This is a genomic window from Burkholderia sp. Bp8984 (genome assembly GCF_003853755.1).
Classification (GTDB): Bacteria; Pseudomonadota; Gammaproteobacteria; order Burkholderiales; family Burkholderiaceae; genus Burkholderia.
On sequence record NZ_QTQN01000003.1, the window covers coordinates 197,892 to 224,405 of the forward strand.

28 protein-coding genes and 1 pseudogene are annotated in these 26,514 nt (G+C 69.0%); 15 read left to right on the forward strand and 14 right to left on the reverse strand.

What is annotated here, in order from left to right; genetic code table 11:
• The first annotated feature begins 43 nt into the window (after nucleotides 1–43).
• The 3 genes from DID98_RS05135 (at nucleotide 44) to DID98_RS05145 (ending at nucleotide 3,774) form a co-directional block, all read left to right on the forward strand.
• Nucleotides 44–1,777, forward strand: a complete 1,734-nt coding sequence (locus DID98_RS05135) for an ABC transporter permease subunit (protein ID WP_124570369.1) — start codon at nucleotides 44–46, stop codon at nucleotides 1,775–1,777.
• 119 nt (nucleotides 1,778–1,896) lie between these two features.
• A complete protein-coding gene (locus DID98_RS05140; protein WP_185640832.1) occupies nucleotides 1,897–3,156 on the forward strand; it encodes a nitrate/sulfonate/bicarbonate ABC transporter ATP-binding protein in 1,260 nt (419 codons plus the stop codon).
• 153 nt (nucleotides 3,157–3,309) lie between these two features.
• Nucleotides 3,310–3,774, forward strand: a complete 465-nt coding sequence (locus DID98_RS05145; RefSeq protein WP_124570371.1) for a hypothetical protein — start codon at nucleotides 3,310–3,312, stop codon at nucleotides 3,772–3,774.
• Nucleotides 3,775–3,805: 31 nt separating this feature from the next.
• Here the strand turns inward: DID98_RS05145 and DID98_RS05150 are convergent.
• Nucleotides 3,806–4,397, reverse strand: a pseudogene (locus DID98_RS05150) (rhomboid family intramembrane serine protease).
• Between the two features lie 289 nt (nucleotides 4,398–4,686).
• Here DID98_RS05150 and DID98_RS05155 point away from each other — a divergent pair.
• Nucleotides 4,687–5,136, forward strand: coding sequence for a CBS domain-containing protein (locus DID98_RS05155; RefSeq protein ID WP_124519761.1), 450 nt, complete (start codon nucleotides 4,687–4,689; stop codon nucleotides 5,134–5,136).
• A 62-nt stretch (nucleotides 5,137–5,198) separates the two neighbouring features.
• Here the strand turns inward: DID98_RS05155 and DID98_RS05160 are convergent, their stop codons facing one another.
• Entirely contained in the window at nucleotides 5,199–6,803 is a 1,605-nt protein-coding gene (locus tag DID98_RS05160) for a bifunctional aminoglycoside phosphotransferase/ATP-binding protein (RefSeq protein WP_124570372.1), read from the reverse strand.
• A 319-nt stretch (nucleotides 6,804–7,122) separates the two neighbouring features.
• On the opposite strand from DID98_RS05160, the gene DID98_RS05165 reads away from it, so the two are divergent.
• The 4 genes from DID98_RS05165 (at nucleotide 7,123) to DID98_RS05180 (ending at nucleotide 9,169) form a co-directional block, all read left to right on the forward strand.
• Nucleotides 7,123–7,563, forward strand: a complete 441-nt coding sequence (locus DID98_RS05165) for a hypothetical protein (protein ID WP_124528583.1) — start codon at nucleotides 7,123–7,125, stop codon at nucleotides 7,561–7,563.
• 203 nt (nucleotides 7,564–7,766) lie between these two features.
• Nucleotides 7,767–8,240, forward strand: coding sequence for a universal stress protein (locus tag DID98_RS05170; protein WP_124519764.1), 474 nt, complete (start codon nucleotides 7,767–7,769; stop codon nucleotides 8,238–8,240).
• A 41-nt stretch (nucleotides 8,241–8,281) separates the two neighbouring features.
• On the forward strand, nucleotides 8,282–8,557 hold the full coding sequence (locus tag DID98_RS05175; RefSeq protein WP_124570373.1) for a DUF1488 domain-containing protein: 276 nt from the start codon (nucleotides 8,282–8,284) through the stop codon (nucleotides 8,555–8,557).
• 177 nt (nucleotides 8,558–8,734) lie between these two features.
• Nucleotides 8,735–9,169, forward strand: a complete 435-nt coding sequence (locus tag DID98_RS05180) for an Hsp20/alpha crystallin family protein (protein WP_124519766.1) — start codon at nucleotides 8,735–8,737, stop codon at nucleotides 9,167–9,169.
• Nucleotides 9,170–9,273: 104 nt separating this feature from the next.
• Here the strand turns inward: DID98_RS05180 and DID98_RS05185 are convergent, their stop codons facing one another.
• Nucleotides 9,274–9,939: a nitroreductase family protein gene (locus tag DID98_RS05185; RefSeq protein WP_124528579.1), complete on the reverse strand. Its 666-nt coding sequence runs from the start codon at nucleotides 9,937–9,939 to the stop codon at nucleotides 9,274–9,276.
• 230 nt (nucleotides 9,940–10,169) lie between these two features.
• On the opposite strand from DID98_RS05185, the gene DID98_RS05190 reads away from it, so the two are divergent.
• On the forward strand, nucleotides 10,170–10,820 hold the full coding sequence (locus DID98_RS05190) for a BON domain-containing protein (RefSeq protein ID WP_124570374.1): 651 nt from the start codon (nucleotides 10,170–10,172) through the stop codon (nucleotides 10,818–10,820).
• Nucleotides 10,821–10,868: 48 nt separating this feature from the next.
• On the forward strand, nucleotides 10,869–11,108 hold the full coding sequence (locus tag DID98_RS05195; RefSeq protein WP_124519768.1) for a hypothetical protein: 240 nt from the start codon (nucleotides 10,869–10,871) through the stop codon (nucleotides 11,106–11,108).
• A gap of 122 nt (nucleotides 11,109–11,230) precedes the next feature.
• Here DID98_RS05195 and DID98_RS05200 read toward each other — a convergent pair whose 3' ends face one another.
• The 4 genes from DID98_RS05200 to DID98_RS05215 form a co-directional block, all read right to left on the reverse strand.
• Complete coding sequence (locus DID98_RS05200; RefSeq protein ID WP_124519769.1) at nucleotides 11,231–11,473, reverse strand: hypothetical protein; 243 nt, start codon at nucleotides 11,471–11,473, stop codon at nucleotides 11,231–11,233.
• A gap of 140 nt (nucleotides 11,474–11,613) precedes the next feature.
• Nucleotides 11,614–12,633 (reverse strand): LOG family protein, encoded by a 1,020-nt coding sequence (locus tag DID98_RS05205; RefSeq protein ID WP_124570375.1) that lies wholly within the window; start codon nucleotides 12,631–12,633, stop codon nucleotides 11,614–11,616.
• Between the two features lie 22 nt (nucleotides 12,634–12,655).
• Nucleotides 12,656–12,991, reverse strand: a complete 336-nt coding sequence (locus DID98_RS05210) for a c-type cytochrome (RefSeq protein WP_124570376.1) — start codon at nucleotides 12,989–12,991, stop codon at nucleotides 12,656–12,658.
• Nucleotides 12,992–13,010: 19 nt separating this feature from the next.
• A complete protein-coding gene (locus tag DID98_RS05215) occupies nucleotides 13,011–14,018 on the reverse strand; it encodes an Acg family FMN-binding oxidoreductase (protein ID WP_124570377.1) in 1,008 nt (335 codons plus the stop codon).
• 173 nt (nucleotides 14,019–14,191) lie between these two features.
• Between DID98_RS05215 and DID98_RS05220 the strand changes: the two genes are divergently transcribed.
• On the forward strand, nucleotides 14,192–15,181 hold the full coding sequence (locus DID98_RS05220; protein ID WP_124570378.1) for a zinc-dependent alcohol dehydrogenase family protein: 990 nt from the start codon (nucleotides 14,192–14,194) through the stop codon (nucleotides 15,179–15,181).
• A 25-nt stretch (nucleotides 15,182–15,206) separates the two neighbouring features.
• Here the strand turns inward: DID98_RS05220 and fnr are convergent, their stop codons facing one another.
• The 3 genes from fnr to DID98_RS05235 all read right to left on the reverse strand — a co-directional run bounded on the left by fnr (nucleotide 15,207) and on the right by DID98_RS05235 (nucleotide 19,020).
• On the reverse strand, nucleotides 15,207–15,980 hold the full coding sequence (gene fnr / locus DID98_RS05225; protein WP_124570379.1) for a fumarate/nitrate reduction transcriptional regulator Fnr: 774 nt from the start codon (nucleotides 15,978–15,980) through the stop codon (nucleotides 15,207–15,209).
• Between the two features lie 425 nt (nucleotides 15,981–16,405).
• On the reverse strand, nucleotides 16,406–17,053 hold the full coding sequence (locus tag DID98_RS05230) for a response regulator transcription factor (protein WP_124519775.1): 648 nt from the start codon (nucleotides 17,051–17,053) through the stop codon (nucleotides 16,406–16,408).
• Complete coding sequence (locus DID98_RS05235; protein WP_124570380.1) at nucleotides 17,050–19,020, reverse strand: PAS domain S-box protein; 1,971 nt, start codon at nucleotides 19,018–19,020, stop codon at nucleotides 17,050–17,052. Before DID98_RS05235 ends, DID98_RS05230 begins: the two co-directional genes overlap by 4 nt.
• 250 nt (nucleotides 19,021–19,270) lie before the next feature.
• On the opposite strand from DID98_RS05235, the gene DID98_RS05240 reads away from it, so the two are divergent.
• On the forward strand, nucleotides 19,271–19,720 hold the full coding sequence (locus tag DID98_RS05240) for a universal stress protein (RefSeq protein WP_124570381.1): 450 nt from the start codon (nucleotides 19,271–19,273) through the stop codon (nucleotides 19,718–19,720).
• A gap of 52 nt (nucleotides 19,721–19,772) precedes the next feature.
• Here the strand turns inward: DID98_RS05240 and DID98_RS05245 are convergent, their stop codons facing one another.
• The 4 genes from DID98_RS05245 to DID98_RS05260 form a co-directional block, all read right to left on the reverse strand.
• Complete coding sequence (locus DID98_RS05245) at nucleotides 19,773–20,609, reverse strand: universal stress protein (protein ID WP_124570382.1); 837 nt, start codon at nucleotides 20,607–20,609, stop codon at nucleotides 19,773–19,775.
• Nucleotides 20,606–21,109: a universal stress protein gene (locus DID98_RS05250; RefSeq protein ID WP_124570383.1), complete on the reverse strand. Its 504-nt coding sequence runs from the start codon at nucleotides 21,107–21,109 to the stop codon at nucleotides 20,606–20,608. The genes DID98_RS05245 and DID98_RS05250 overlap by 4 nt, the downstream gene beginning before the upstream one ends.
• Nucleotides 21,110–21,178: 69 nt before the next feature.
• Nucleotides 21,179–22,381 (reverse strand): acetate/propionate family kinase, encoded by a 1,203-nt coding sequence (locus tag DID98_RS05255; protein ID WP_124570384.1) that lies wholly within the window; start codon nucleotides 22,379–22,381, stop codon nucleotides 21,179–21,181.
• An 8-nt stretch (nucleotides 22,382–22,389) separates the two neighbouring features.
• The gene (locus DID98_RS05260; RefSeq protein WP_124528566.1) at nucleotides 22,390–23,229 is read right to left on the reverse strand and encodes a universal stress protein; all 840 of its coding nucleotides are present in this window, start codon (nucleotides 23,227–23,229) and stop codon (nucleotides 22,390–22,392) included.
• A gap of 190 nt (nucleotides 23,230–23,419) precedes the next feature.
• On the opposite strand from DID98_RS05260, the gene DID98_RS05265 reads away from it, so the two are divergent.
• The 3 genes from DID98_RS05265 to DID98_RS05275 are packed head-to-tail and all read left to right on the forward strand — an operon-like array spanning nucleotide 23,420 to nucleotide 26,512.
• Nucleotides 23,420–23,950: a hypothetical protein gene (locus DID98_RS05265; RefSeq protein WP_124485888.1), complete on the forward strand. Its 531-nt coding sequence runs from the start codon at nucleotides 23,420–23,422 to the stop codon at nucleotides 23,948–23,950.
• The gene (locus tag DID98_RS05270; protein WP_124570385.1) at nucleotides 23,940–24,686 is read left to right on the forward strand and encodes a beta-ketoacyl-ACP reductase; all 747 of its coding nucleotides are present in this window, start codon (nucleotides 23,940–23,942) and stop codon (nucleotides 24,684–24,686) included. The genes DID98_RS05265 and DID98_RS05270 overlap by 11 nt, the downstream gene beginning before the upstream one ends.
• On the forward strand, nucleotides 24,683–26,512 hold the full coding sequence (locus DID98_RS05275) for an alpha/beta hydrolase (protein WP_124570386.1): 1,830 nt from the start codon (nucleotides 24,683–24,685) through the stop codon (nucleotides 26,510–26,512). The genes DID98_RS05270 and DID98_RS05275 overlap by 4 nt, the downstream gene beginning before the upstream one ends.
• The last annotated feature ends 2 nt before the right edge of the window (nucleotides 26,513–26,514 follow it).

The following is a 26,514-nucleotide window of genomic DNA, read 5'->3' on the forward strand; positions in this document are numbered from 1 at the left end:
CCACCCGGGAAGATGAACCGCCATCATCGGCGGGAGAGGCGTCGTGGAGCACCATGCTGAGGTATTGCGGGGCGGGCGCTGGACGCTGCCCGTGCCGGGCTGGCGGGACATCGTCGCGACGCTGATCGTGGTCGGTTTCCTGTTGCTGGCCGGCATCGCGGCGCACCAGATGGCCGGCCCGCTGGCGGTGGCGCAGCCCCCGGCGATTTCGCTGTCGCCCGCGGCGCTGCCGGGCTACACGCTGCGCACGGTCGCGCGCATGTTCGCGGCACTGCTCGCGTCGATCGTCTTCACGTTCGTCTACGCGACCGCGGCCGCGCGCAGCCGTCGCGCCGAGCGCGTGTTGATCCCGCTGCTCGACGTGCTGCAGTCGGTGCCGATCCTCGGCTACCTGTCGTTTACGGTGCTGTTCTTCCTGTCGCTGTTTCCGGGGCGGATCCTCGGCGCCGAGTGCGCGGCGATCTTCGCGATCTTCACGAGCCAGGCCTGGAACATGACGTTCAGCTTCTATCAGGCGCTGCGCACGGTGCCGCTCGATCTCGACGAAGCGAGCCGCAGCTTCCGGCTGTCCGCGTGGCAGCGTTTCTGGCGCCTCGACGTGCCGTTCGCGATGCCGGGACTCGTCTGGAACGCGATGATGTCGATGTCGGGCGGCTGGTTTTTCGTGGTCGCGTCCGAGGCGATCGCGGTCGGCAACCTGCACGTCGACCTGCCGGGCGTCGGCGCCTACGTCGCGCAGGCGATCGCGAGCCGCGACCTCGCCGCCGTGGGCTGGGCGATCGTCGCGATGAGCGTCGCGATCGTCCTGTACGACCAGTTGCTGTTCAGGCCGCTGGTCGCATGGTCGGAACGGTTCCGCTATGGCGATGCCGCGCCCACGGTCGGGTCGCGCAGCTGGATGCTCGACCTGTTCCACCGATCGCGATGGATCGGCCGTGCGGTCGGCCCGGTCCGGGCGGTGCTGCGTCGGGCGGCGCGCGCGCGGCTGCGCGGGTTCATGCCGGCATGGCGCGGCCGGATCGCGCTGCCGCGACACACGGGCGACGTGCTCTGGTTCGCGGCGTGCGGCGCGGGATGCGCGTATGCGGCGTACGAACTGTTCCGGCTCGGACGCGCGACGCTGACCTGGACGGACCTGCGCGCCGTCGCAAGCGAAGGCGGGCTCACGTTCGTCCGCGTGACCGTGCTGGTCACCCTCGCGTCGGCGATCTGGGTGCCGATCGGCATCGCGATCGGCCTCCGCCCGGGCGTGGCCGCCCGCATCCAGCCGGTCACGCAGTTCCTCGCCGCGTTTCCGGCCAACCTGCTGTTTCCGGTCGCGGTGTTCGCGATCGTGCGCCTGCGGCTCGAACCCGACATCTGGCTGTGCCCGCTGATGATATTGGGCGCGCAATGGTACGTCCTGTTCAACGTGATCGCCGGTGCGAGCGCGTTCCCGGCCGACCTGCGCGAAGCGGCCGCCTGCTTCCGCGTGCGGCCGCCGACCTGGTGGCGTCACGTCATGCTGCCGGGCGTCCTGCCGTACTTCGTGACCGGCGCGATTACCGCGTCGGGCGGCGCATGGAACGCGAGCATCGTCGCCGAAGCGGTGAGCTGGGGCGGCACACGCCTGGATGCCGGCGGACTCGGCGCCTATATCGCGCGGATGACCGACGCCGGCGACTATCCGCGCATCGCGCTCGGCGTGGCCGCGATGTCGTTGCTCGTGATCGCGACCAATCGGCTCGTGTGGCGCCCGATGTACGCGTTCGCGGAGCGCCGCACGCGGCTCGATTGAGCCCTCGACCGATCCTTTACTCACGGGAGACCCGTGTGCCGAACCTCAGCGAATACACGGAAGGGAACGTCGCCGGCGCGGCTGCGCCGCCTTCGGACCCGGCGGCGGTCGTGCTCGAGATGCGGGCCGTATGCAAATCGTTCACGAAGCCGTCCGGCGAACCGCTGCACGTGCTGGCCGATATCGACCTCGCGCTGCACGAAGGCGAGATCCTGGGGCTGCTGGGCCGCTCCGGCTCGGGCAAGTCCACGCTGCTGAGGATCGCCGGCGGGCTCGTCAAGCCCTCGTCAGGCACGGTCGCGTATCGCGGTGCGCCGCTCGCCGGTCCGACCGACGGCATCGCGGTGGTGTTCCAGACCTTTGCGCTGTACCCGTGGCTGACCGTCATCGAAAACGTCGAGCTCGGCCTCGACGCGCTGGGCCTCGCGCCGGGGGACGCGCGCGCACGCGCGGCCGCCGCGATCGAGCTGATCGGGCTCGACGGGTTCGAATCGGCGTTTCCCCGCGAACTGTCGGGCGGCATGCGCCAGCGGGTCGGTTTCGCCCGCGCGCTCGTCAGCGAGCCCGCGCTGATGTTGATGGACGAACCGTTCTCGGCGCTCGACGTGCTGACCGCGGAAACGCTGCGCACGGATTTTCTCGACCTGTGGGACGCGCACCAGCTGTCGACCCGGTCGGTGCTGATGGTGACGCACAACATCGAGGAAGCCGTGCTCATGTGCGATCGCATCCTGGTGCTCGGCGCCGGTCCGGCGCGCATCGAGGCAACGCTGAACGTGCCGCTGCCGCGTCCGCGCAGTCGGCATGATCCGGCCGTTCAGGCGATCGCCGGCAAGATCTATGCGACGCTGACGGCACGCATCACCGACGCGACGGCAGGCCGGGAAGCGACGGGCAGCGCGCTGGCCATGAAGCTGCCCGACGTGTCGAGCCACCATCTCGCCGGATTCGTCGACACGCTCGCTGCCGCGCCGTACGAGGGGCATGCCGAGCTCGGCACGATCGCATCGGCGCTCGCGCTCCGGGTCGACGCGCTGTATTCGACGGCGGCCGCGCTCCATCTGCTCGCGTTTGCCGAATGGCACGACCGGAGCATCCGGCTGAGTGCCGCGGGTCACGTGTTCGCGCAAAGCGACGACGACGCCCGGCGGCGTCTGTTTCGCGAGCATGTCGTCCGGTTCGTGCCGCTCGCCGGGCATATCGACGAAGTGCTGGGCGAACGCGAGGGGCACCGCGCGCCGCGCGAGCGTTTCGAGCTCGAACTCGAGGATCATCTCGATCCGCGCAGCGCCGACCAGGCGCTGAGGGTCGTGATCGACTGGGGGCGCTACGCGGGACTGTTCGACTACGACGACCATACCCGCACGTTCGGCCGCTGACCGCTCGGGCCGCATGTCGGGCGCGTGCTTGATCGGCATCAAGCGTCGCGCGGCGGGGCGTGCGACGCTGGACGAACCGTCGACGCGACCGCGTCGATCCGGCAGACAAGCTCCGCAACCCGACGTCAATGACCGTTCACGGGAGGACTGACCATGAACTGGCTTTCGGAATACTTCGCCCAGCGCACGAGCCCGCTGTCGCTTTCGCTCTGGGCTCATCCGCCGCTCGCGCTCGGGCCGGACGGCCCGATCTGTCGGGAGCCTTACCGGTTGCCGTACCCGGGTGTGGAACTCGTTTTCACGGAGGCGGAAGCGGTCGAGCGCGGCGGGAAGGTCTACACGCTGCCGGCGCGTTATGACGTCAGGGGGCTGCTTGCCGCGCGCAGCACGGCGCGCGACGAGGCCGCGTCGTTCTTCCGCGAGGTGACGATTTTCGGGCCGTCGCAGTTCAATCGCGACTTCGTGGTGACGGTCAACGGCGAATTTTCGTTCGTGCCGTCGTTCTGGCAGGACGGGTCGCCCGGTTTCTCGGGCATCTGCGTGCCCGCCGCGAGCGGTCGCGCGACAGGCGAGAGAACCGGCCCGCCGTGGCTGTTCCAGGGATATCTCAGCATCTAGGGCTCGCTCCCGCCATCGGCGGGAACAGGCGTCACGCACGCATGCCCGCGCGTTTTCGCCAGAAGGCGAGGCACACGAGCGCGCCGAGCATCCCCCCGAGGTGGGCGAAATGCGCGACGCCGCTCGTGTCGCCGCTGAGGCCGGACAGCAATTCGGTCAGTGCATAGCCGGCCGCGAAGAGCCAGGCGGGCATGTACCGGCGGGAACAGCAGCACGACGCGCCGTCTCGGAAACAGCACGGCGTAGGCGATCAGCGCGCCGAAAACGCCGGCCGACGCACCGACGGTCGGTGCGTCGGCGGGCGGCAGGGCACGCATCACCCCGAGCTGCGCGATCGCGCCGGCCAGCACGCTCGCCAGATAGAGCGCGAGAAAGCGTGCGCGCCCGAGCACGCGTTCGACATCGCGTCCGAACATGTAGAGCCCGAACATGTTGAACGCGACATGGGCGAGACTGGCATGCAGCACGCTATAGGTCAGCAACTGCCAGACGTGGAAATCCGGTGTCGCCGGCGCGCCCGATCGGGCGGGCGGCCATAGCGCGAACAGGTCGATGAGCACCGGCCAGCCGCTCGCCTCGGCGATGAACACGGCGAAGTTCACCAGAATCAATGCGTAGGTCATGGCGACGGAATCCGCGGGACGGAGGTGGCGTTGGCGGCCAGCGGTGCGGCCGGCATCGAACGTCACGACATACCGTCACGTTAGCGGTGGCACATGCGCGGCCGTTGAGGCAGATCATGGATGGCCGCCGCCTCGCCGTCCGCGCCTCGTCGGCCCGACGGCGTACGGCACATTGACGTGCGTCAAGCCCGCCCAGGGCGCCGCGCTTACCCTGAACTCGGGAAACATGCGTCGCCGCGAGGCGGCGCGCATGCGTATCGTCCACGCAAAGGGCAACGGGAGCTTCATCATGCACATTGGAAGAATCAGTACCCGACCGGTCGAATCGTGCACGGTCGAATGCAGTGCGTTCGAACTGGCCGATCGCATGCGGCACGCGCATGTCGGCGACATCGTCGTGATCGAGTACCGTGATGGCGAAGCCATTCCGATCGGCCTGGTCACCGACCGCGACCTGGTGATCGAGGTGATGGCCCGCGGCGACGATCCGGGCGACGTGACGGCCGGCCAGATCATGTCGCGGGGTCTCGTCGTCGTGTCCGACACGGACGAGATCGGCGTCGCGCTCGATGAGATGCGCCGGTCGGGCATTCGGAGACTGCCGGTCGTCGACGATGCAGGCCGCCTCGTCGGCATCGTGACGCTCGACGATATCGTCGGGCATCTCGCGGGGCTGCTCGGCAGCGTCGCGGAAGTCGGCAAGCTGCAGCAGATCGAGGAGCAGCGTTTCCGCGCGTGACGCCGCGGGGCCGGCGCCCGGCGCGGGCCGGGCCGCTTGTCCGAGGGATTCGCGCCGCGCGCCTACGCGTGCAGCGCGGCGCGCAACGGCGCCCAGAACGCGGCGCTTTCATACGCGACGGCATCGCAATCGGTGTCGAAACGAATCGCGATCGCTGCTTCGGCTTCGGTCAGCGGATCGGCATGCTCGATCTGCCGGGCCAGCACGGCGGTGTCGGCATCGGAGGCATCGCGTCCGCGTGCCGCCCGGGCAGCGACGCGCGCGGCGAGCGTCGCCCGGCTCGCGGTGAAATCGAGCATCGCGACGCGCACGCCGAGCCGTGCGGCGAGCGCGATGAACGCCGTCCGGTTGCACCGGCGCAGGAACGTCGCGTCGACGATTGCCGTGTAGCCGCTGTCGATGACCACGCGCGCCTCCGAAAGCAGGCGATCGTAGATCTCGTCGATCGCCGTGTCCGAATAGGCAACGGCGGGCAGGCGGGTGCCGGCCGATGCCCCGGCCAGGCGCTTGCGCTCGACGTCGCTGGACAAGCGGATGGCGCCGAGCCGCTCGGCCAGCGCACGGCTCGCCAGCGACTTGCCCGAACCGGAAACCCCGTGACACAGGAGCAGCGCAGGTTGCGCATCGCGTCGCGCACCGGCCATCGCCGACGCAATGCGCAGATAGCGGGCGCGTGCCGCCGCGTCGCCGCGCAGCCGGGCGGTCAGCGCGCGCACCAGCGCACGGTAGACGAAGTAGCACGGCAGCACGCCCAGTGCCGCGTGGTCGCCCGTGCGGGCCAGCCAGCCGGAAAGGAGGCGGTGGGCGCAATCCTCGCGTCCGTGGGCGGAGAAATCCATCAGCGCGAACGCGAGATCGCTCGCCACGTCGATCCAGCGCAGCGCGTCGTCGAATTCGACGCAGTCGAACATCAGGATCCGGTTCCGCCAGCGCACGATGTTCTCGAGATGCAGGTCGCCGTGGCACGCGCGCACGAAACCGCGCGCATGCCGATCGGCGAGCCGCGGTGCGATGCGGGCCAGTTCGGCTTCGTACCAGGCGCGCAGCGCGGCTTCGTCCGGTACCGTGACGTCGAGCGTGTCGAGCAACGGCCGGCATTGGGCCGCGACGCTCGCCGCGCTGCCGGGATGGCCGCGCGGCGCACGGTGCGGCGCGTGCAGATGATGGTGGGCCAGCGTATCCGCGAGGGCCTCCGCATCCGCCAGACCGTCGTCGCGCGATGCGCTGCGAACCGACAACATCGCCTGCGCGTCGAACCGGCGCATGCGCACCACGTACTCGCCCGGCACTGTCTGCTGCCGGCGCCGGCGCCCGCCGGTCGGCACCGGTGCGGCGAACGCGCATCGCCGGCCGTGCGCGACGAGCGGCCAGACACCCAGGTACAGCGGGCCGGCGGACGGCCGATTGAGCGTGCACTCCGCGAGCGCGCAGCGGCGCCGCTGTGCAGGCCGCGTGAGATCGACGAAGGTGAAGTGCACCGGCTTGATGCGCTTGTACGCATAGCGCCCGGCCAGATAAACGACGGACAGATGGGTTTCGATCCGCTCGATCCGGCCCGCGGGGTGGGGATAGGTGTTTGGCCGGCTCAACGCGCGATCGAATTGTCTCGACTTTCGTCGTGCATTTGCGCGACTCAGCGCGAATGGAATATGCGGCGCTCGGGACATGATGAACGGATCGGTTATACGGGGCGCGCGTACGTACGCGTTGCCGCACCCGGCGGGATGGATTCGAAACGGGCACGCACGCTCTCGTCTGCCCGATGTCGCCTGATCCGGCTGGCAGGCCGGGAACTGCCGACTCGACGAACCCTATTGCAACCGACCACGGCGCTTTCCGGGTTGATGCCAGTCAAGCCAGCCGCGCGAGAGGGCGCTTGACGCAGGTCAACCGCATTCGCCGGGGCGGCAATACAGTCGGTTCCAGCGCCCGCGCAAAGCGGTGCGTGACCGTATGCGGAATTCATGGCCGGACGAGGCATTGACGATGAAACGACGGGCATTGGCGATGAGTGTGCTCCTCGCGCTGGGTGCGTGTGCCGGGGCGGAGCGAACCGGGACATTCAGGACGATGGAAACACGACTGCTTGCAATGCGTCAGGCCGCCTCGCTGCAGTGTTCGACGCCGTCCGAGTGCGACCGGGCGTGGAGCCGCACGCGGCGCTACGTCCAGGATCATTCGTCGACCCGAATCACGCGATTCAGTGCGGACCGGATCGAGACGGCGCAACCGTATGTGGCCGGAGAAGTCTATCTCTGGGCGTCGCGCGCGGAATCGGGTGGCGGTGTCTCGGTGATCCGGCTCAAGGCGATGTGCAAGGGCATGTATGACAGCAACGGCGGCCCGGGATGGCAATACGACGTGTGCGCCAGGAAGATCCTTGAAATCGAGCAAGGCTTCCGGTCGGACGAAAACCCGCCGGGCTAGCGGCGGATGCCGTCGGTCCTCGGCAATGCGGCGCCTCGCCTCCCGGTCGGCCGGATGCCGGCCAGCGGCCGCCAGTTTCTTCTCGTGCCGGTTTCGCAACGGCTCCAAACCGTTGACCTCGGTCAACGCCTGCTCGCGGCGAGCACCGATGATGGAAGCGAATCCGAACGCCGCCGGCGCGTCGGTTCATCAGCGAGGTTCGCATGTACACGAATATCATGGTCGCCACGGACGGCAGTCCTTCGGCGCATCGGGCGCTCGAAGAAGGTCTCAGGATGGCCGGGTTGTGCGGCGCCCGCCTGTTCGCCGTGTTCGCCGTCGACAAGTCCACGCTGTTCGCCTACGGCGGCCGCATGGAGCCGGAAGCCTTGCTCGACGAGATCCGTAGCCACGGCGCCGCGATCCTGCGAGACGCCGACCGGACGATCTCGCGCGCGGCAGTCAACGGCGAGACGGACATCATCGAGACCGATTTCGGCGAGGACGTCGCGGCGCGCCTGCAGCGCTACGTCGTCGATCATTCGATCGATCTGGCCGTGATCGGCACGCACGGTCGGCGCGGGGTCCGGCGGCTGGTACTCGGCAGCGTCGCCGAAACTTTCCTCCGCGCATCGAGTTGCCCGGTCCTGCTCGTGCGCGGTGAGGATGCCGCGCCCGCGACGGTTGTGGCGGCCTAGTGTTGCTGTCGGCCAGTGTGCTAGCTGCACAGGTGATCATCATGCAGATATCGTTTCCTTCCGAACATCCGACGTATTGCGACCTCGATTCCGCGCTGAGCTTTCCGGCACTCGTCGAAGGCCGCCGCGTGCGCTGCGCGATCACCTCGGCCGCGCTGGAAGATCACTTCCGCGCGGCGTCGCCTCGCGAGCAGGATCTCGTCGAAGCCTTTGCGCGCCATCGTCCCGCCATCGAGCGCGCTGCCCGCTGCCTGCTCGAAGAAATCGGCGGACGGCCGATCCTGCTTCACAGCGGCTATTTCCGCTTCTGTACGTAATCGGCCGCCGCCCTTGACGCGCATCAAGCGCGTGCCGGGGCGGGAGGGTACGCTGGATTTCGAAAGATCATTCGTCCCATGCGCGGCATGTGCTGTCGCGCCCCCCGATCTTCATTGCGGCCGCTGCTGTCGGGACGAGAGCGCCGGCCGTATGTCACCGCATCAGGAGTACGAACCATGAGCAACATGACGCGTTACGATCCGTTTTCGATCGAACCCGTATCCGACCTGTTCCAGGGGCTGTTCAGGCCGCTGCGCGGCATGGCGCTGGCAGACCAGCCCGATCTTGCATCGATGAAGATCGACGTCACCGAAAACGACAAGGCGTATACCGTCAACGCGGAGCTGCCCGGCGTCGCCAAGGACGATATCGACGTCCAGGTGACGGGCAATACCGTATCGATCCATGCGAAGGTCGAGCGCAACAACGAGCAGAAGGACGGCGAGCGCGTGATCCGTCGCGAGCGCTACAGCGGTGCGATCAGCCGCTCGTTCTCGCTGTCGGGCGACATCGACGATGCCAGCGCGACGGCGACGTATCAGGATGGCGTGCTGTCGCTGACGCTGCCGAAGAAGGCGCCGGTCGGGCAGAAGAAACTCACGATCAGCTGATCGGACGACGGGCAACGGGCGATGCAGGCACGCGTCGCCCATCGGGTGGATCCGGCGCGCGGAGCGATCCGCGCGCCGCTTCGTTGGTGCGACCGAATCTGCCCTCACGCATGCGATGGCGTACTGCCGGGCCGGTAGCCGACCGTCTGCGCGAGGATCGGCAGCTCGTCCTCGTTCAGCCGCAACGCGTCGGCGAGCGTGCGGTGATTGATCCAGCCGCGCACGACCGTTCCGAGGCCGGCCGCCGCGCAGTACAGCGAGACGTTCTGTGCGATGGCGCCGGCCGCGATCGCCGAGAACACGTCGCGCTGCTGCGGCGGCATGTCGAGTATCGCGGCCGTCCGGACGACGTAGACGAGATCCAGCGGCGCGCGGCCGACGAAGTCCTGATAGCCCGTGAGGTTGCGCGCATCGACCGCGTGTTTCAGCACGAGCCGATGCGCGGGCGCATCGTAGCGATAGACGCCGTAAGGCAGCGCGACGTAGATGTCGATTTCATTGAATGCGTGCGCGGACGGTGCCGTACGACCGCCGCTCGCCGGGCGGTTGATGCCGTCGGCCGCCCACAGCATCGTGCCGAGCGTCATCGGCGGGAGCGGTGTGGCGGCGAATTCGCGGGAGCTCATTCGGGTCGCGAGCGCCGCCATCAGCGGCACGTCGCTGTCGAGCATCGGGCGCGGCAGGTCGACGATCGCCGGCGACTCGCCCTCGGGCGATGCCGGCTGCATCACGGGCGCCGGCGAATAGGCCAACAGCTGCTGTTCGGTCATGCGAGTCTCCTTGAAGCGTGATTGCGCGTGCCTGGAACGTCGCGCCTCGGCGATTTCACGATAAGACGGCCGGGCCGTAGCGGCTTGACTTCCGTCAAGCGGCGCACCCGCCGGCCACGACGTGCGGCGCGCGGCATACGTTGACCTGCATCAGCGATCGGGCGCCGCACGTGTGCAAATCTGGCTACGTGCGGCGGACAGGCACGCCGCGGCTCACAGGAGAGCAGACGATGAAAACCGACAAGCAGTTGAAAGAGGATGTCCAGGACGAACTGGAGTCCGACCCGGCGATCGATTCGACCCGCATCGGCGTCGAGGTGGCCGACCGGATCGTGACGCTTTCCGGGCACCCGCCGAGCTACGCGGAGAAGCTGGCGATCGAGCGCGCGGCGAACCGCGTGGCCGGCGTCAAGGCGCTCGTCGTCGACATGACCGTGCATCTGCCGGACGACGACGTGCGCACCGACGAGGACATCGCGAAAGCGGTGCGATCGGTGCTGCACTGGACGGTCGGGCTGCATGACGACGCGGTCAAGGTGCAGGTCGAGCGCGGCTGGATCACGTTGTCCGGCAAGGTCGACTGGGCATACCAGAGCCATCTGGCCGTGCGCGCGATCTCGCAGATGCGCAGCGTGACGGGCGTGACCGACCACATCGCGGTACAGGGGACGGTCGGTGCGGACGACATCGGCGGGAACATCAAGCGCGCGATCATGCGTCACGCGGAGCGCGAGGCGAAGCATATCGCGATCGACGTGCACGACGGCACCGTGCGGCTATCCGGCAAGGTCGGCTCGTTCTCAGAACGCAAGGCCGTGCGCGGTGCCGCGTGGTCCGCGCGCGGCGTGCGTGCCGTCGTCGACGACCTGGTGGTCGAGTAAGTCAGGCAGGCGCAGGCGCGATCCGCGGCGATCCAGGAGGGCGGCCGGATGACACTTTCAGGCGAACTTCACGAAACGGACTGGTCGGTCGCGATCGAGACGGTCGCGGCCGAAACGGGCGGCTTCCGCTGCCGGATCCACGTCACGCTCGAATCGCCGGACGGCATGTGCGAGCGGACGTTCGCGCACTGCAGGACGCATGCGACCGAGCGCGAAGCCGCGATCGACGCGCTGCGCGCCGGGATGACGTGGATCGAGATGAAGAAGTCGAATACCTTCACGGTCTGAACCGGTGGGCGGGGCGGGTCGACGAAGGCGTCGGTCACGTCGCGCGCTGCGCGCAGCCGCGCAGCGACGGGGGCCGTCGCACCGGCGACCGATACCGAGGCGCGACGCCACGACGCCGGGTATCACTCCACCTTGAGCGCGGAAAGCTGCAGGGCCTGGGCGAAGCGGGCCAGTGTGGCGATCGATCCCGTCACGCTTTCGTAGCGCTCGCGCCCGATCTGTCCGTCGAGTGTCACCAGCATGCCGGCGTCCCGGGCGAGCGCGACGAGTGCCAGCGTGTCGAGCGCGGCCGTGCCGGATGCGTCGGACGTGTCGGATGCGGCGGCCCGCATCCCCGAATCGGAACGATAGTCGGCGTGTGACATGACGGCTCTCCTGGTTGTTGTGCGATCGGCTTGCCGGTCGGCCGGTATCCGTGATTTCAGTATCGTTGCCGCGCGCCCCCGATTCAATCAGCGTGCCCCGAAGTCGAGGTAGGAATCGCACCCGTCTCGTCGGCGGATTCCTACACGGCGCGTGGCTTCGAAGACCCGTTGCAGCGTGCCGGCGCGCGTTCGCGACGCCGCGAATACCAGCTGCCTATCGCGTCCCAGATCGCCTCGGCGGATTCGCAATACGTGAACAGTTCCAGGTCGCGGCGGTCGATCATCCCTTCGTCCGCGAGAAACGCCAGGTCGACCGCGCGGCGCCAGTACGCCTCGCCGACGAGGACGACCGGCAGCGGCGCGATCTTGCGCGTCTGCAGCAGGGTCAGCACTTCGAACAGCTCGTCGAACGTGCCGTAGCCGCCGGGGAAGAAGACGGCCGCTTTCGCGCGCTCGAGCAGGTGCAGCTTGCGGATCGCGAAATAGTGGAACCGGAAGCAGAGCGCCCGCGTGATGTACGGATTGGGCGCCTGTTCACGCGGCAGCTCGATATTGAAGCCGATGCTCGGCGCGCCGCGCTCGTACGCCCCGCGGTTGGCGGCCTCCATGATGCCGGGGCCGCCGCCGGTGACGATCGCGAGCCGCGCGGTGCGCGTGCACCGGTCGGCATGGGCGACGATGCGCCCGAACGCGCGCGCGACGCGGTAATACACGCTGTATTCGACGAGCCGGCTGGCGATCGTGACGGCGCGCCGCCGGCTCGGGTCGTACGGACGCTCCGCGAGCAGGCGATTCGCTTCGTCCAGCCGCGCCTTCGCGACCGACGGCGCGACGATACGCGTGCTGCCGTAGATCACGACCGCATGGCCGATCCGTTCGTTCTGCAGGCGCTCCTCGGCTTTCCAGTAATCGAATTGCAGCCGGATGCCGCGCATGCCGGAACCCCGCAGAAGGGTCGCGTCTGCTTCGGCCGGGGCGCGGTCCGGGGATGGGGCGACGCGCCGCGCGCGGCGCGGGATGGCGTCCTTGCCGACGACGGCATCGGGCCTCGCGCGTAGCCGTTTGCCGCGCATCTTCGCGATCGTCGCGGCGGGGGCGGGGCGGCGGCGTGCGTGGCCGCGTGTCATGCCGGCGGGCGCGCGTTTGACGAGGGTCGACATGAACGGAAGCGCCCCGCGACGGTCACTGGCTCAACACCCATTGCACGAGCCGATGCGCGTCGTCGCGAGACAGCGGGCCGCCGCGATCGATGGCGGACGGCATCGGCGTGTCGCCCCAATGCACACGGCCGCCGACGCGCAGCTTGCGTTCCAGCTGCGCAGCGGCATGCGGATCGCCGCGATAGCGCTCGGCGATCTCGTGAAACGACGGCCCGAGGAACGTCATGTCGGTCGTATGGCAGAACATGCAGTGCTGCGCGTTGACGAGTTCGGTCGGCTCGGGCACGGTCGTCTGCACGGCGGCCGTGCCGGCTATCAGCGCAATCGCGCAGAGGGCGGCGCAACGCATGATGCTCATGTTCGTTTCCTTGTCGAGATCAGGAGAAGGAGATCACTTCGTCGAGCGGGCGACGCGGCGAATGCGGCGTATGCGGGCCGCGCCCGACGCGCAGCAGCAACTGCGGCTCGCCGCGCAGCCCGAGCATGTGGCGCAGGTGGGCGCGCAACCCGGCCGTCTCGATCGGCTGGTTCAGGTACGACGCGGTATAACCGGCGCGCGTCGCGACGAGCAGGATCCGCTCGAGCGCCTGCCCGGCGGCGAGCCACGCGTCGCGATCGTCGCGCACGGTCGCGATGCACACGATCAGCGGCGACGCGCCGACGAGCTGGTGATGCAGCGCGGCCAGCCCGTCGCCGAGATCGAAGGTCCGTACCGCCATCGTCACGACGGGCGCGGCGAAATCCAGCAGCGCCGGCACGCCGGCCGCGAATGCCGGCATGCCGTCGACGTGCCGGCGCGGATCGATCCAGCTCGCCAGCTCGCGCCGGAAGCGCGGGTCCGCGAACTGCTGGCGGTCGGGCTCGGCAACCAGTTCGGCCACGCGCGCACGGTGCGCGAGCGCGTCGACGCACGCGACGTCGGCGCCTTCCGCGACGCCGGCAGCAATCAGCGCCTGCTGGATCTCGTGCGGCACGGCCGTCGATTCGAAGGGCGCGCGCGTCGTGACGCGCTCCGGAATTGCATCGAACAGCGTGCCGAGGGACGCATCGGAATAGCCGTCGTCGCAGACGCGGACGAGCGCCAGCAGATCGGGATCGACTTCGGAAGGAAACGTGCCGATCGTATGGGCGAGCCCGGCGTGATTGAGCGCGACCCGCAGGTTGAGCAACGCCGCGCCGCAGCTGATGATCAGCTCGCGATCGAACGGATCGACCACCGGCAACGCGCGCACGCGGTCCGCGCAGACCGATATCGTGGCGCCGTTGACCAGGAAGCGCCACGGCTGGGAATTGTGGCTGGACGGCGCCAGCACCGCGTAGCCCAGCAGCTCCCTCAGCTGCTGGTCGGGATGGGCGCTTGCGGCAAGCGGGGGAACGGATATCATCGATCATCTCCAGGTCGCCGCGCGGGCGGCGTCGTGCCACTTCATCGTGTCAGCAACCGTCCGGCGGCCGTTGACCCACGTCAAGCGCCGGTCATCGCGCCGAACGCACGCGGGGCGGAGCGACTAGCCTTGGATGGCGAAGCGCGCGAAACCGGTCGCGCAGGGAGGCGAGCATGCTTGCGATGATGTTTGACGGCACGACCCCGCATTTGCGCGAAGCGCGCGTGCCGGATCCGTCGCCCGCGGCGGGCCAGCTGCTGATCGACGTCCACGCGTGCGGCGTCTGCCGGACCGATCTGCACGTCGTCGACGGCGAGCTCGCGCACCCGAAGCTGCCGCTGATTCCGGGTCACGAAATCGTCGGGACGGTGCGCAGGCTGGGCGAAGGCGCGACGGGCTTCGCCGTCGGCGACCGGGTCGGCGTGCCGTGGCTGGGCTCGACGTGCGGGCATTGCGCATATTGCACGTCCGGCCGCGAGAATCTGTGCGACAGCCCCGGATTCACCGGCTATACGATCGACGGCGGCTACGCCGAGTGCGCGCTCGCCGACCATCGCTATTGCGTGCATCTGCCGCAACGCTATTCCGATCTGGAAGCCGCGCCGCTCCTGTGCGCGGGCCTGATCGGTTATCGCACCCTGCGCATGGCGGGCGACGCGCGCCGCATCGGCATCTACGGCTTCGGTGCGGCGGCCCATCTCGTCGCGCAGGTCGCACATTGCGAAGGACGCGAGGTGTTCGCGCTGACGAAGCCCGGCGACACGGCCGCGCAGCAGCTCGCGCTGTCGCTGGGTGCGGCGTGGGCCGGCGGCAGCGACGAAGCGCCGCCGGAGCCGCTCGATGCCGCGCTGATCTTCGCGCCGGTGGGGGCGCTGGTGCCGGCCGCGCTGCGCGCGCTCGACAAGGGCGGGATCGTCGTGTGCGGCGGCATTCACATGAGCGACATCCCGGGCTTTCCGTATGCGTGGCTGTGGGGCGAGCGCCGCATCGCGTCGGTGGCCAACCTGACACGCGCGGATGCGGTCGAATTCATGCGGATCGCGGCCGCGATGCCGCTGCGGGTCGAGGCGGTGCGCTATGCGCTGACCGACGCGAACCGCGCACTCGACGACCTGCGCGGCGGCCGCGTATCGGGCGCCGCCGTGCTGGGCATGCGCGGTTGAGCTGCTCGACGGCGCCGCGGCGCGCTCAGATCTGCTGCAGGCCTTCCGAATCGACGATCCGGATCTGCTTGCCTTGCGCCGCGACGAGCCCCTTGTGCTGGAACTTCGACAGCATGCGGCTGACGGTTTCGAGCTTCATGCCGAGATATTCGCCGATCTCGTCGCGCGTCATCCGCAGCACGAATTCCGCGGCCGAGTAGCCGCGTGCCTTGAAGCGCGCGGACAGATTCAGCAGGAACGCGGCCACCCGCTGTTCGGCGCTCATCGTGCCGAGCAGCAGCATCTGCGAGGATTCGCGCACGATCTCGCCGCCCATCATCTGGTACACGTGGTGCTGCATCGGGCGCACTTCGCGGCACATCTGCTCGAGCTGGCCGAACGGGATGATGCAGACCGTGCTGTCCTCGAGCGCGATCGCGTCGCCGTTGTGGTGCCCGGTGTACACGCCGTCGAGCCCGAGCGACTCGCCGACGATCTGGAAGCCGGTGATCTGCTCGTCGCCGTCGCGATGCATCACGATCGTCTTGAACGACCCGGTTCTCACTGCGTAGATGCTGTTGAACGCATCGCCCGCGCGAAACAGCGTTTCGCCGCGCTTGACGTGGCGCGTCGTGCAGATCATCGCGTCGACGCGCGCGAAATCGTCGGGCGTCAGATCGGACGGCATGCAGACGGTACGCAATGCGCACGTCGAACAGCGGGACGCGGCGCGCTTGGGCTGATCCGTCGGTTCGACGGGATGCAGCGGGATGAACGGGCGTAACGGCATGGTCGTCGTGACTTGGGCACTGCTCTGCATGATCGGCTCCAGTTCGGGGACAGCGGCGGGCCGCCGTCGGGCGGGTCGCGCTGGCCGTTGTACCGGCGGCTTTGGTCTCTGCCGCCTTCCTCTCGGAAAAGCCCCGCCGGACGCGCCGGGAGACCGATACACCGGTCTCGTCGATGATGCTGCCTTGGGCTCCGGGAGGCACGTTTGTGCGTTTTTCTTGATGTGCAGTATGGATGTTGCGCAACGTCAAGAAAATCAGCCGGAATTGAAGTTGCAGTAGGTGAGATGGAAGTCTTGTAGGAGGTTTCCTACAGGGGCGCGGCAACTTGTCGCGAGCGTCGCGGGCGGGTGCGGGACGCTGATGAAGGGCGGGGCGCGGCCCGCGCGGGCCCGGCCGCCGTCACCGATGCCGTCGGGACAGCCGGGCGGGGCGCCGCCCGCGCCCGATGCCGCCGTCAGAGTTCGTCCGGGTCCTCGAACAGCTTGTGGCGCATCGCGTAGCGCACGAGTGCCGTGTCGTTCGGCATCTGCATCTTCTCGAGGATCCGCGTCTTGTACGTGCTGACGGTCTTGACGCTGACGCACAGCGCCTGTGCGATTTCGGAAATCGACTCGCCGGTGGTGACGCGCCGGAACACGTCGAATTCGCGGTCGGACAGGCGCTGGTGCGGCAGGAGATCGGTCGGCTCGTTCAGGCTCTGCGCGAACTGCTCGGCCATGGTCAGGCTGACGTAGACGCCGCCGGCCGCGATCTTGGTCAACGCGGCGACCAGTTCGGCGCTGGCGCTTTCCTTGGTCATGTAGCCCGAGGCGCCCGCGCGGAATGCGCGCACCGCGTACTGCTGTTCGGCATGCATCGTCAGCACGAGGATATGCAATCCCGGCTTCTCGTCCTTGATCTGCTTGATGAGTTCGACACCGTTGCGGCCGGGCATCGACAGGTCGAGCACCAGCACGCTGGCATCCGTGTCGCGCATGAGCGCGATCGTCGAGGCACTGTCCTGCGCTTCGCCGACGACCTCGAAACCGCTCGCGCTCTGCAGGATGTGCCGCAGGCCGTCCCTGACGAGCGCGTGGTCGTCGGCAATGAGTACCCTGATCATGAAGGCACTTCTCCTTGCTGGATGGCGTGCAGCGGCAACGCCACGGTGATCGTGAAACCCGCGCCCGGCCGGTTGTCGATCGTCACCGTCCCGTCGAGCATGTGCGCGCGCTCGCGGATCCCGATCAGGCCGAACGACGGGCGGTCCTGCCCGTTGCGGGCGGGCTCCGGCGCGCCGTGACCGTTGTCCGCGATGCGCAGCATGCAATAACCGTCTTCCACTTTCAATGCCAGTTTCACGTTCGTCGCGTCCGAGTGCCGCGCGACGTTGGTCAGCGCCTCCTGCACGATGCGGAACAGCGTCGTCGCACCGGCGCCGGTGAACGCGGTATCGACGGGGGCGATGTCCCGCTCGACCGTGATCCTGTAGCGGCGCGTGAAATCGTTTGCAAGCCATTCGATCGCCGGGACGAGGCCCAGGTCGTCGAGCATCACCGGCCGCAGATCGGCCGCGATGCGCCGGACCGACGCAACGGTCGAATCGATCAGGCGGTGCATGCCGTTCAGTTGCTCGCGCACGCCGGTATTGGGAGCGACGATGCCCGCGAGCCCCAGCTCGACGGCCGACAGATCCATCTTGAGCGCGGTGAGTTGCTGGCCGAGGTCGTCGTGCAATTCGCGCGCGATCCGCGTTTTCTCTTCCTCCCGCACGTTCTGCAGGTTGGCGGACAGCTCGCGCAGTTCCTCGCGCGAGCGCTTGAGCGCATTTTCCGCGCGCACCCGCTCGGTCACGTCGCGCAGCATGACCGTGTACAGCTTGCCGGTGCCGTCGCGAATCTGCGAGATCGACGCCTCGATCGGAAACTCGGTGCCGTCGGCGCGCAAGCCGAACAGCACGCGTTGCCGCCCCATCTGTCGCTCCGACACGCCCGTCACGCCGAACTGCTCGACGTGTCGCGCATGCGCGGCGCGAAAGCGCTCGGGGATGAAGCGGGACAGCGGCGCGCCGATCGCCTCCATCGCGCTGACGCCGAACACGTGTTCGGCGGCCGGGTTGAAGATCACGATCGTCTGACTCTCGTCGACGGTGATGACGGCCTCCATCGACGACCGGATGATGCCCATCATCCGCGCCTCGGTGGGTTGGCTGTCGCCGGCGGGGGCCGGCGCGCGTTTCGCGACGACCTGCCGCACGAGCGCGGCCAACGTTAGCGAGAGCATGGTGCCGGCCAGCAGGACGGCCGTCGTCGGACCGGACGTGTCGGCGCGCGGCGCGCTGTAGCGCAGCGCGAGCGGCGTGCCGCCGAACGTGACGGAATCGGTGCGCCGGAACAAGTCGCCGGCGCCGAAGCCGCCCGCATACACCGGCGCGGCCGGATTGTCGGCCATGATTTCCACGCGCAGCCGATCGAGTACGGATGAATCGACGAGACGAGCCGGATTCAGCGCGGCATAAACGTATCCGGTCGCCGTGGCGTGCCGCGTCCCGGACGAAGCGAGGTCTTCAGCGTTCGCATAAATCGGCAGGTACAGCGTCAGCTCCGTCCGCGCGAGGGCGGCATCGGTGGCGTCCTGGATCGCGTTCGCGGCGAGCGCGACCTTGCCGGTTTCCGCCGCGCGCTGCAGCGCCTGCCGCGTCGCCTGATCGTCTTCCGCCGCGCTCGGCTCGATTCTTCCGAGGCTGCGGACCGGCGACTGCAATTCGTCCAGATTCAGGCTCGCGAGATAGCGGCGCCACGCCGCTCCGGATTGCGGCGCGGGCAGGGTCGACGCGAAGCCGCGCGCGCCGCGCAATACGGCAGCCGCACCGAGGAGGCTGCGCCGGAGGTCGGCCGTCGCGAGTGTCGCGGTTTGCGCGAACCTCGCCTGGGCGGCGTGCTGCGCCCCGTTCTGCAGTACGCGGGATGCCGCGAACGTTGCAGCCAGGCCAAGCGCCAGCGTCAGCAGCGCGGCCGCGGCTGCATATCGGGCGGGCCGAATCCGGTGCGAAGCCGGTCCGGCCTGGAGGGGAGGCGCATTCACTGTCATTGCCGTTCATCCTGACGGATTTCGTCGACGGCTGGCTGGCGGCGGGCCGGACGCGGGGCACGAAAGGCGGAGTGGGACGCAACTGCGATATCGCACGGAATTGTGCGCGTTTTGCCGACGTTCGCCAATCGGGACCGATGCGCAAGAGGGCGGCGTCGCGCGGGTTTGACCCGTGTCAACGGAGCGTCGCCTGCGAGGATCAGACTGGCTTCACGAACCGGTCGACCCCTGACGACAACTGGGAGGCGTCATGTACCAAAGGATCTTTGCGGCACTCGACTGCAGCCGTGGCGCGCGCCTCGCGCTCGACGAGGCGATCTCGCTTGCCCGCGAGTCGGGCGGTCTGGTCATCGCCATGTGCGTGGTGTCGGATGCGCCGCGGCTGGCCGACCAGCGCGACCTGGCCGGGCTGGACACGAACGAGGCCGCGGTCGCGGTCTCGGACGCGGAAACGGCGTTCCGGCTGTCCGGCGTACGCGGCATCGCGCACACGATCGACGTGCGCGGAGAGAACGTATCGGACGTGCTGGCGCGTGCCGCCGCCGAATGCGACGCGGACCTGATCGTGATGGGCACGCATGGCCGGCGCGGTTTCCGGCGCATGTTCCTCGGCAGCGTCGCCGAATCGCTGGTGCGTATCGCGGACCGGCCGGTGCTGGTCGTACGGGAGGGGCCGGGCGCGTGTGCCGGCATGTTGTGACGGTCGTGACGGGACGAGGGCAGCCGCGCGCGGCTGCCCCGTTTTCGTTCGCTCAGTGAGACAGCAGGACCGGCACCGTCATCGTTTCGAGGATCGTGCGCGTCGCGCCGCCCAGCACGCGTTCGTGCATGCGCGCATGGCTGTACAGGCCCATCACCAGCAGATCCGCATGCAGGTCGGTCGCCCGGTTCAGCAGCGTCGCGCCCACGCTCACCGGCCGTTCGCGCGGCGTGGTCGAGAACGACGCACGAATGCCGTGCCGTTCGAGATACGCGGCGACGTCGACGCCCGCCGGCGTCTTGTCCGGATCGGGTTGCCCGCGGGTGACCGTCTCGACGTTGACGAAGCGCGCGCGGGCGAGCAGCGGCAGCGCGTCGGCCATCGCGCGTGCGGCTTCGCGCCCGCCGTCCCAGCCGATCAGCACGTTCTCGCCGAGCGTGCGCACGTCGCCCGCGTAGGGCACGACGAGCGCCGGGCGTCCGCTGCCCATCACGACGTCCTCGACGAAATGACGTGCGACGTAGGTCAGCCGGTCGTCGGGGTCTTCCTGGCCGAGTACCAGCAGATCGGCATGGCGCGCGTGCAGGACCGCGGCGGCGGTCGCCTCGCCGGCCGGCGCCTGCCACTCGACTTGATTGTGCCCCGCGCGCTCGGCGGCCGCGAGGAATCGCTCCTCGGCCTCCTTGCGCCGCTGTTCGCACAGGCGTTCGTAGACGGCCAGCTTCAGCGGTTCGTCCGGCCGCCGCAGCGGCTCCAGGAGGTCCTGGCAGACCACGTAGAGGCCGATCAGATGGGCGTTCCAGCGTCGCGCGAGCTGGAGCGCGAGGTCGACGCGCGTCGCACAGCGCTCGCTGTCGTCGAGATGGACGAGCAGGGTCTTGTAGCTCATGACGGCTCCTTTTCGGTTGATGCCGCGGTGGTTTCGGCGGGCGCCTGCACGGCGCAGCTCGCCGGTATCGTCAGGACCGGGCACGTGGCCTGACGCAGCACGCGCTCGGCCACGCTGCCGAGGAACATGCGCCGGAAACCGCGCCGGCCATGCGTGCCGATCACGACCAGGTCGGCGCCGATCTCGCCGGCGAGACCGACGATCCGGTGCGCAACGTCTTCGCCGGCCGGCGCGACGTTGGAGATCTGCGGCGTGCCGGCCACGTCGCGCGCTTTCATGCGGCGTGCCGCGTCATCCGTGACGCGCAGTCCTTCCTCGCGGAATGCATCGATCAGGATCGACGGATCGTATCCGTACGTGTCGTAGGCCGGCACCAGGAAGTCGACGACGTAGACCGGGGTCAGCCGCGCACCCGTCTCCGCCGCGAGGTTCAGCGCGGCGTCGAGTGCGCGGGACGACGTATCGCTGCCGTCGAGCGCGACCAGAATGTTCGAGTACATGACGTTTCCCTTCAACGGATGCCGATGGAACCATCATCGGCGCGTATGCGCCGCTCGCGCTGATCTGGATCAAGCGTCGCGATTGGCGCGCAGCACGCGCACCGCGGCGCGCGCCGCGACCCACGCCTCGTTGGTCGGCTCGACGACCACCGCGACCGCACTCGACGCGCACGACACGACATGCGCATGATCGGCATTCGCGCGCGCGTCGAGCACGATGCCGAGCCAGCCGAGCGACGCGCAGATCCGCTCGCGCAACACCGCCGAGTGTTCGCCGATGCCGGCCGTGAACACCAGCATGTCGAGGCCGCCGAGCAGCGCGGTCAGCGCGCCGGTCTCGCGCACGATGCGATGGACGTACAGCGCCAGCGCATCGCGGGCAGCTTCGTCCCCGGCCGCCTCGCGCGCGAGCAGCACGCGCGGGTCGCCCGACGCGCCCGACACGCCCTTGAGCCCCGATTCGTGATACAGCATGTGTCCCAGCTCGTCGCCGGACAGCTTGCCGGCCTCGAGCAGGTGCAGGACGACACCGGGATCGAGCGTTCCGCTGCGCGTGCCCATCATCAATCCGTCGAGCGCGGAGAAGCCCATGGTCGTCGCGACGCTGCGGCAGTCGCGCAGCGCGCACAGGCTCGCGCCGCTGCCGAGATGGGCGGCGATCACGCGGCCGTGCGCACGGGCGCCGAACGACTCGTCGAGCGCGACGGACAGGTATTCGTACGACAGCCCGTGGAATCCGTAGCGGCGCACACCCTGGTCGAACCACGCATGCGGCAACGGCAGCAGCTGCTCGACGCGCGGCAGCGTGCGATGAAACGCCGTGTCGAACACGGCGATCTGCGGGACGTCCGGAAACGCGTCGCGCAGCACGTCGATCGCATCGAGGCTGTGCGGCTGATGCAGCGGCGCGAGCGGCGTCAGCGTGCGCAGCTCGTCCAGCACGTCGTCGTCGACGAGCGTCGGCTCCACGTAGCGTGCGCCGCCGTGCACGACGCGATGCGCGATCGCGCCCAGCGCGACATGCGGCAACTTCACGCGGATCCACGCCGCGATCCGCGCGAGCACGGCGCGGTAGGGATCGTCCGCCGTGCCGAGCGGCAGCGAACCGTCCGGCTCGGCGTCGAAGCGGATCGACACGCTGTTGCCGGCCGCGACGGCTTCACCCTCGTGCAGCGGCCGCCGCGCGGGGTCGCCGTGCGGCGGGCAGGCAAAGAGCGCGAACTTCACGCTCGACGAACCGGCATTGACGACGAGCAGGGCGAGCGTACGCATCGGCCGGCTCAGTGCGACATCAGGACCGGCAGCGTCATCGACGCCAGCACCGTGCGGGTGGCGCCGCCCATCACCAGCTCGCGCCAGCGCGGATGGCCGTAGGCGCCCATCACGAGGAGGTCGGAACCCGTTTCATACGCGCGCGACAGCAAGGTATCGCCGACCGCGGGGCCGGCACCGGCATCGATATCGAGCACGTTCACGTCGCGTGCGTGGCGCGCCAGCATCAGCGCGGCGTCGGCGGCCGGAATGCGCGTGGCCGCCGCTTCCGAGTCGCCGTCGACCACGGCGGCGACCGTCGCGCGCTTCGCGTGTTCGAGAAAGGGCAGCGCGTCGTGCGCGGCGCGGGCCGCCTCCCGGCTGCCGTCCCACGCGATGAACACCCGCTCGCCGATCGACGGGAATTCGCCCGTGTACGGCACGAGCAGCACCGGGCGGCCGGCGGACAACACGAGGTTCTCCGGAAACTGGTCGTCGATGTAGGTCTCGGGATCGTTCGGGTCGCTCTGGCCGGCGATCACGAGGTCGGCCAGGCGTGCGGCGCGCGGCACGGCCAGGTTCGCGCGGTCGTCGGCACGCACCCACGCGGCCGGCACTTTCGCGCGGGCCGTCTCGGCGTGGAACAGGCGTTCCAGCGCGGCGAGCCGCTCGTCGCGCTGTGCGCGTTGCTCGCGGAAGTAATCGGCGGACCCGGCCATCACGTAGAACGAATGCGGCTCCGGCGTGTAGACCGCGAACAGGCCGGTCAGGTGCGCACCGAAGCGCCGCGCGAGGCGCAGCGCGAACTCGAGGCGCGAATGCGCGCGGGCGCTCGTATCGAGGTGCACGACTATGCTCTTGTAGCTCATCGGAATCGCTCCATCGACGGGGGAACCGCCAGTGCAATCCAGTCTACGGAGCAGGGTTTCCGCGTACTTGACTCAGATCAACGGCTCCCCTGCGCGATGCCCGCACAGTGAAGCGGTCGCGATGCCGATCCCGGGCAGGCGGCACGAGGCGCGATGCCAACCCATTGACCGGATCGAACGAGGGACGCCGATGAGTACGTACGCTTTGACGACACCGAACGACGCTTGCCGCGCGGGCTGCGATCTCGCGCTGCGCATGGTCGCGCTGAATAGCGACTGGCAGCATGAATGGCATGCGCTGGCAGGGCGGCGCATCGAGCGGGACCGCGCCGCGGTTCGCCACCTGCAGCAGGCGCTTGCGGACACGAAAGAGTGGCCGGCCTTCGGCGAGGCGACCCGGCAGGTGATGCGCGACTACGCGATCGCGAGCGTCGCGATCTGGCAGGATGCCGCCGAGCTGTGCATGCGTGCGCAATACGAGAACGCCGGCGCATGGCGCACCTGGTTGCGCGAATACGGCGCGGGCGCGATGTCGCGTTATCAGACCGACTGGCTGCCCGACCTGGGGCGACTGGCCGTGGTCAACGAAGCCAGCATGCCGTGGGCCGACTGGATGACGGCGCTGGAGCGCGGGATCGAGGACGCGAACGACGGGGCGCCGGTTGCCGTGCGCCGCCTGAACGGCACGACCGGCGCGCAGGAGAACGACCATGTGCGCTGATCGGGTCGCGTTCGTCACGGGCGGCATGGGGGGCCTCGGCGCCGCGATCAGCCGTCGCCTGCACGATGCGGGCATGACGGTGGCGGTGTCGCATACGGAGCGCAACGACCACGTCGCGACGTGGCTCACGCACGAACGCGAGGCGGGCCGGACGTTCCACGCGTTCGAGGTCGACGTCGCCGACTACGATTCGTGCCAGCACTGCGCGGCACGCGTGCTGGCCGAGTTCGGGCGCGTCGACGTGCTCGTCAACAACGCCGGTGTCACGCAGGACGCCACCTTCGTGAAGATGACCAAGAGCATGTGGGACGCGGTGCTGCGCACCAACCTCGACGGCATGTTCAACATGACGAAGCCGTTCGTGCCGGGCATGATCGAGGCGGGCTTCGGGCGGATCGTGAACATCGGCTCGGTGAACGGTTCGCGCGGCGCATACGGGCAGGCGAACTACGCGGCCGCGAAGGCCGGCATCCACGGCTTCACGAAGGCGCTGGCGCTCGAGCTCGCGCGCCACGGCGTGACGGTCAACACGGTGGCCCCCGGCTATCTGGCGACCGCGATGCTCGAGACGGTGCCGAAGGAAGTGCTCGACGCGAAGATCCTGCCGCAGATCCCGGTCGGCCGCCTCGGCAATCCCGACGAGATCGCCGAACTCGTCGCGTTCCTGTGTTCCGACGCGGGGGCTTTCGCGACCGGCGCGGAATTCGATGTCAACGGCGGCATGCACATGCGATGAACGCATCCGTCATGCGCATGCCGATCGAGCACGAGTCGATGCGGCCAACGGCTACGAACGCACCGGCGTCGCGTTCGGCCGGATGCACGCCGGTCCGGCTGTCGCCCGCCGAACAATGGAACCGCGCCGCGCATGCGAACGTGGCCGCGATGACGTTCGGGCTGTCGCCCGTGTCGCTCGCGCTGGCCACGCTCGACTGGGGCGCGCATCTGGCCGTGTCGCCGGGAAAATGCTACGAGCTTGCGACGCAGGCGTGGCTGGCTGCCGTGGCACCCGCGGCCAACCCGGAAGGCGAAGGCGAGGGCGAGGCCGACGATGCCGGCGCGGGCGGCCTGGCCGTGCACGCCGGGCAGGCCGATGCGCGCTTCGCCGCGCCCGCGTGGTCCGGATGGCCGTTTCGCGCGTACCGCGACGGCTTCCTGTCGATCCAGCGCTGGTGGCGCGACGCGACGCGCGGCGTGCCGGGCGTCGAACGGCATCACGAGGAACTGGTCGGATTCGTCGCGCGACAGTGGCTCGACGCATGCTCGCCGGGCAATTTCCTCGCGACCAACCCGGTCGTGCTCGACGCGACGATGCGCAGCGGCGGCGCGAATCTCGCGGCAGGCTGGCGGCACTGGCTGGAAGACGCGCACGCGCTGCTCGAGCGCACGCACGGCACGCGGGCCCGCGATACGCGCGCCTATCTGCCGGGGCGCGACGTGGCGATCACGCCGGGCCGCGTCGTCTGGCGCAACGCGTTGTGCGAGCTGCTGCAATACGACCCGACGACGGCCGACGTGGCACGCGAGCCGATCCTGATCGTGCCGTCGTGGATCATGAAGTACTACATCCTCGACCTGCAGCCGCACGATTCGCTGATCCGCTTCCTGGTCGATGCCGGCTACACGGTGTTTGCCGTGTCGTGGCGCAATCCGGGTGCGGAAGCGCGCGAGCTCGGGCTCGACGATTATCTGCGCGACGGGTGCATGGCGGCGCTCGACGCGACCCGCTCGATCTGCGGCGAAGCGGTCCACGCGGTCGGCTACTGCCTCGGCGGTACGCTGCTGGCGATCGGCGCGGCGGCGCTCGCGCGCGACGGGCGGCAGCACGAGGCGTTGCGCTCCGTCACGTTGCTCGCGGCCCAGACCGATTTCAGCGAACCCGGCGAACTCGGCCTCTTCATCGACGCGAGCGAACTGTCCGCGCTCGATGCGCTGATGTGGCGGCAGGGCTACCTGGACGGCGCGCAGATGTCCGCCGCGTTCCAGCTGCTGAACGCGCGCGACCTGATCTGGTCGCGCATGATGAGCGAATACCTGCTCGGCACGCGCACGAAGCCGAACGACCTGATGTCGTGGAACGAGGACACCACGCGCATGCCGTACCGGATGCATACGGAATACCTGACGCGCCTCTTTCTCGACAACGATCTCGCGGCCGGCCGCTACTGCGTCGACGGGCGGCCGGTCGCGCTGTCGGATATCGACGTGCCGACGTTCGTGGTCGGGACCGAGCGCGATCACGTGTCGCCCTGGCGTTCCGTCTACAAGCTCCATCTGCTCACGCACCACGCGCTGACGTTCGTGCTGACCTCCGGCGGCCACAATGCCGGGATCGTGTCCGAACCCGGCCATCCGGGACGCCACTATCGCTGCGCGACGCGCGAGCCCGGCGCGCCTTACCGCAACCGGCGCGACTTCGTGAGCGAAACGCCCGCGCTCGACGGATCGTGGTGGACGTGCTGGCGCGACTGGCTGCATGCGCATTCGTCGGGTGAGGTGCCCGCACGCGTGCCGGCCGCCGGCTTCGGCGCGGCGCCCGGCAGCTACGTGCTGGAGACCTGAAT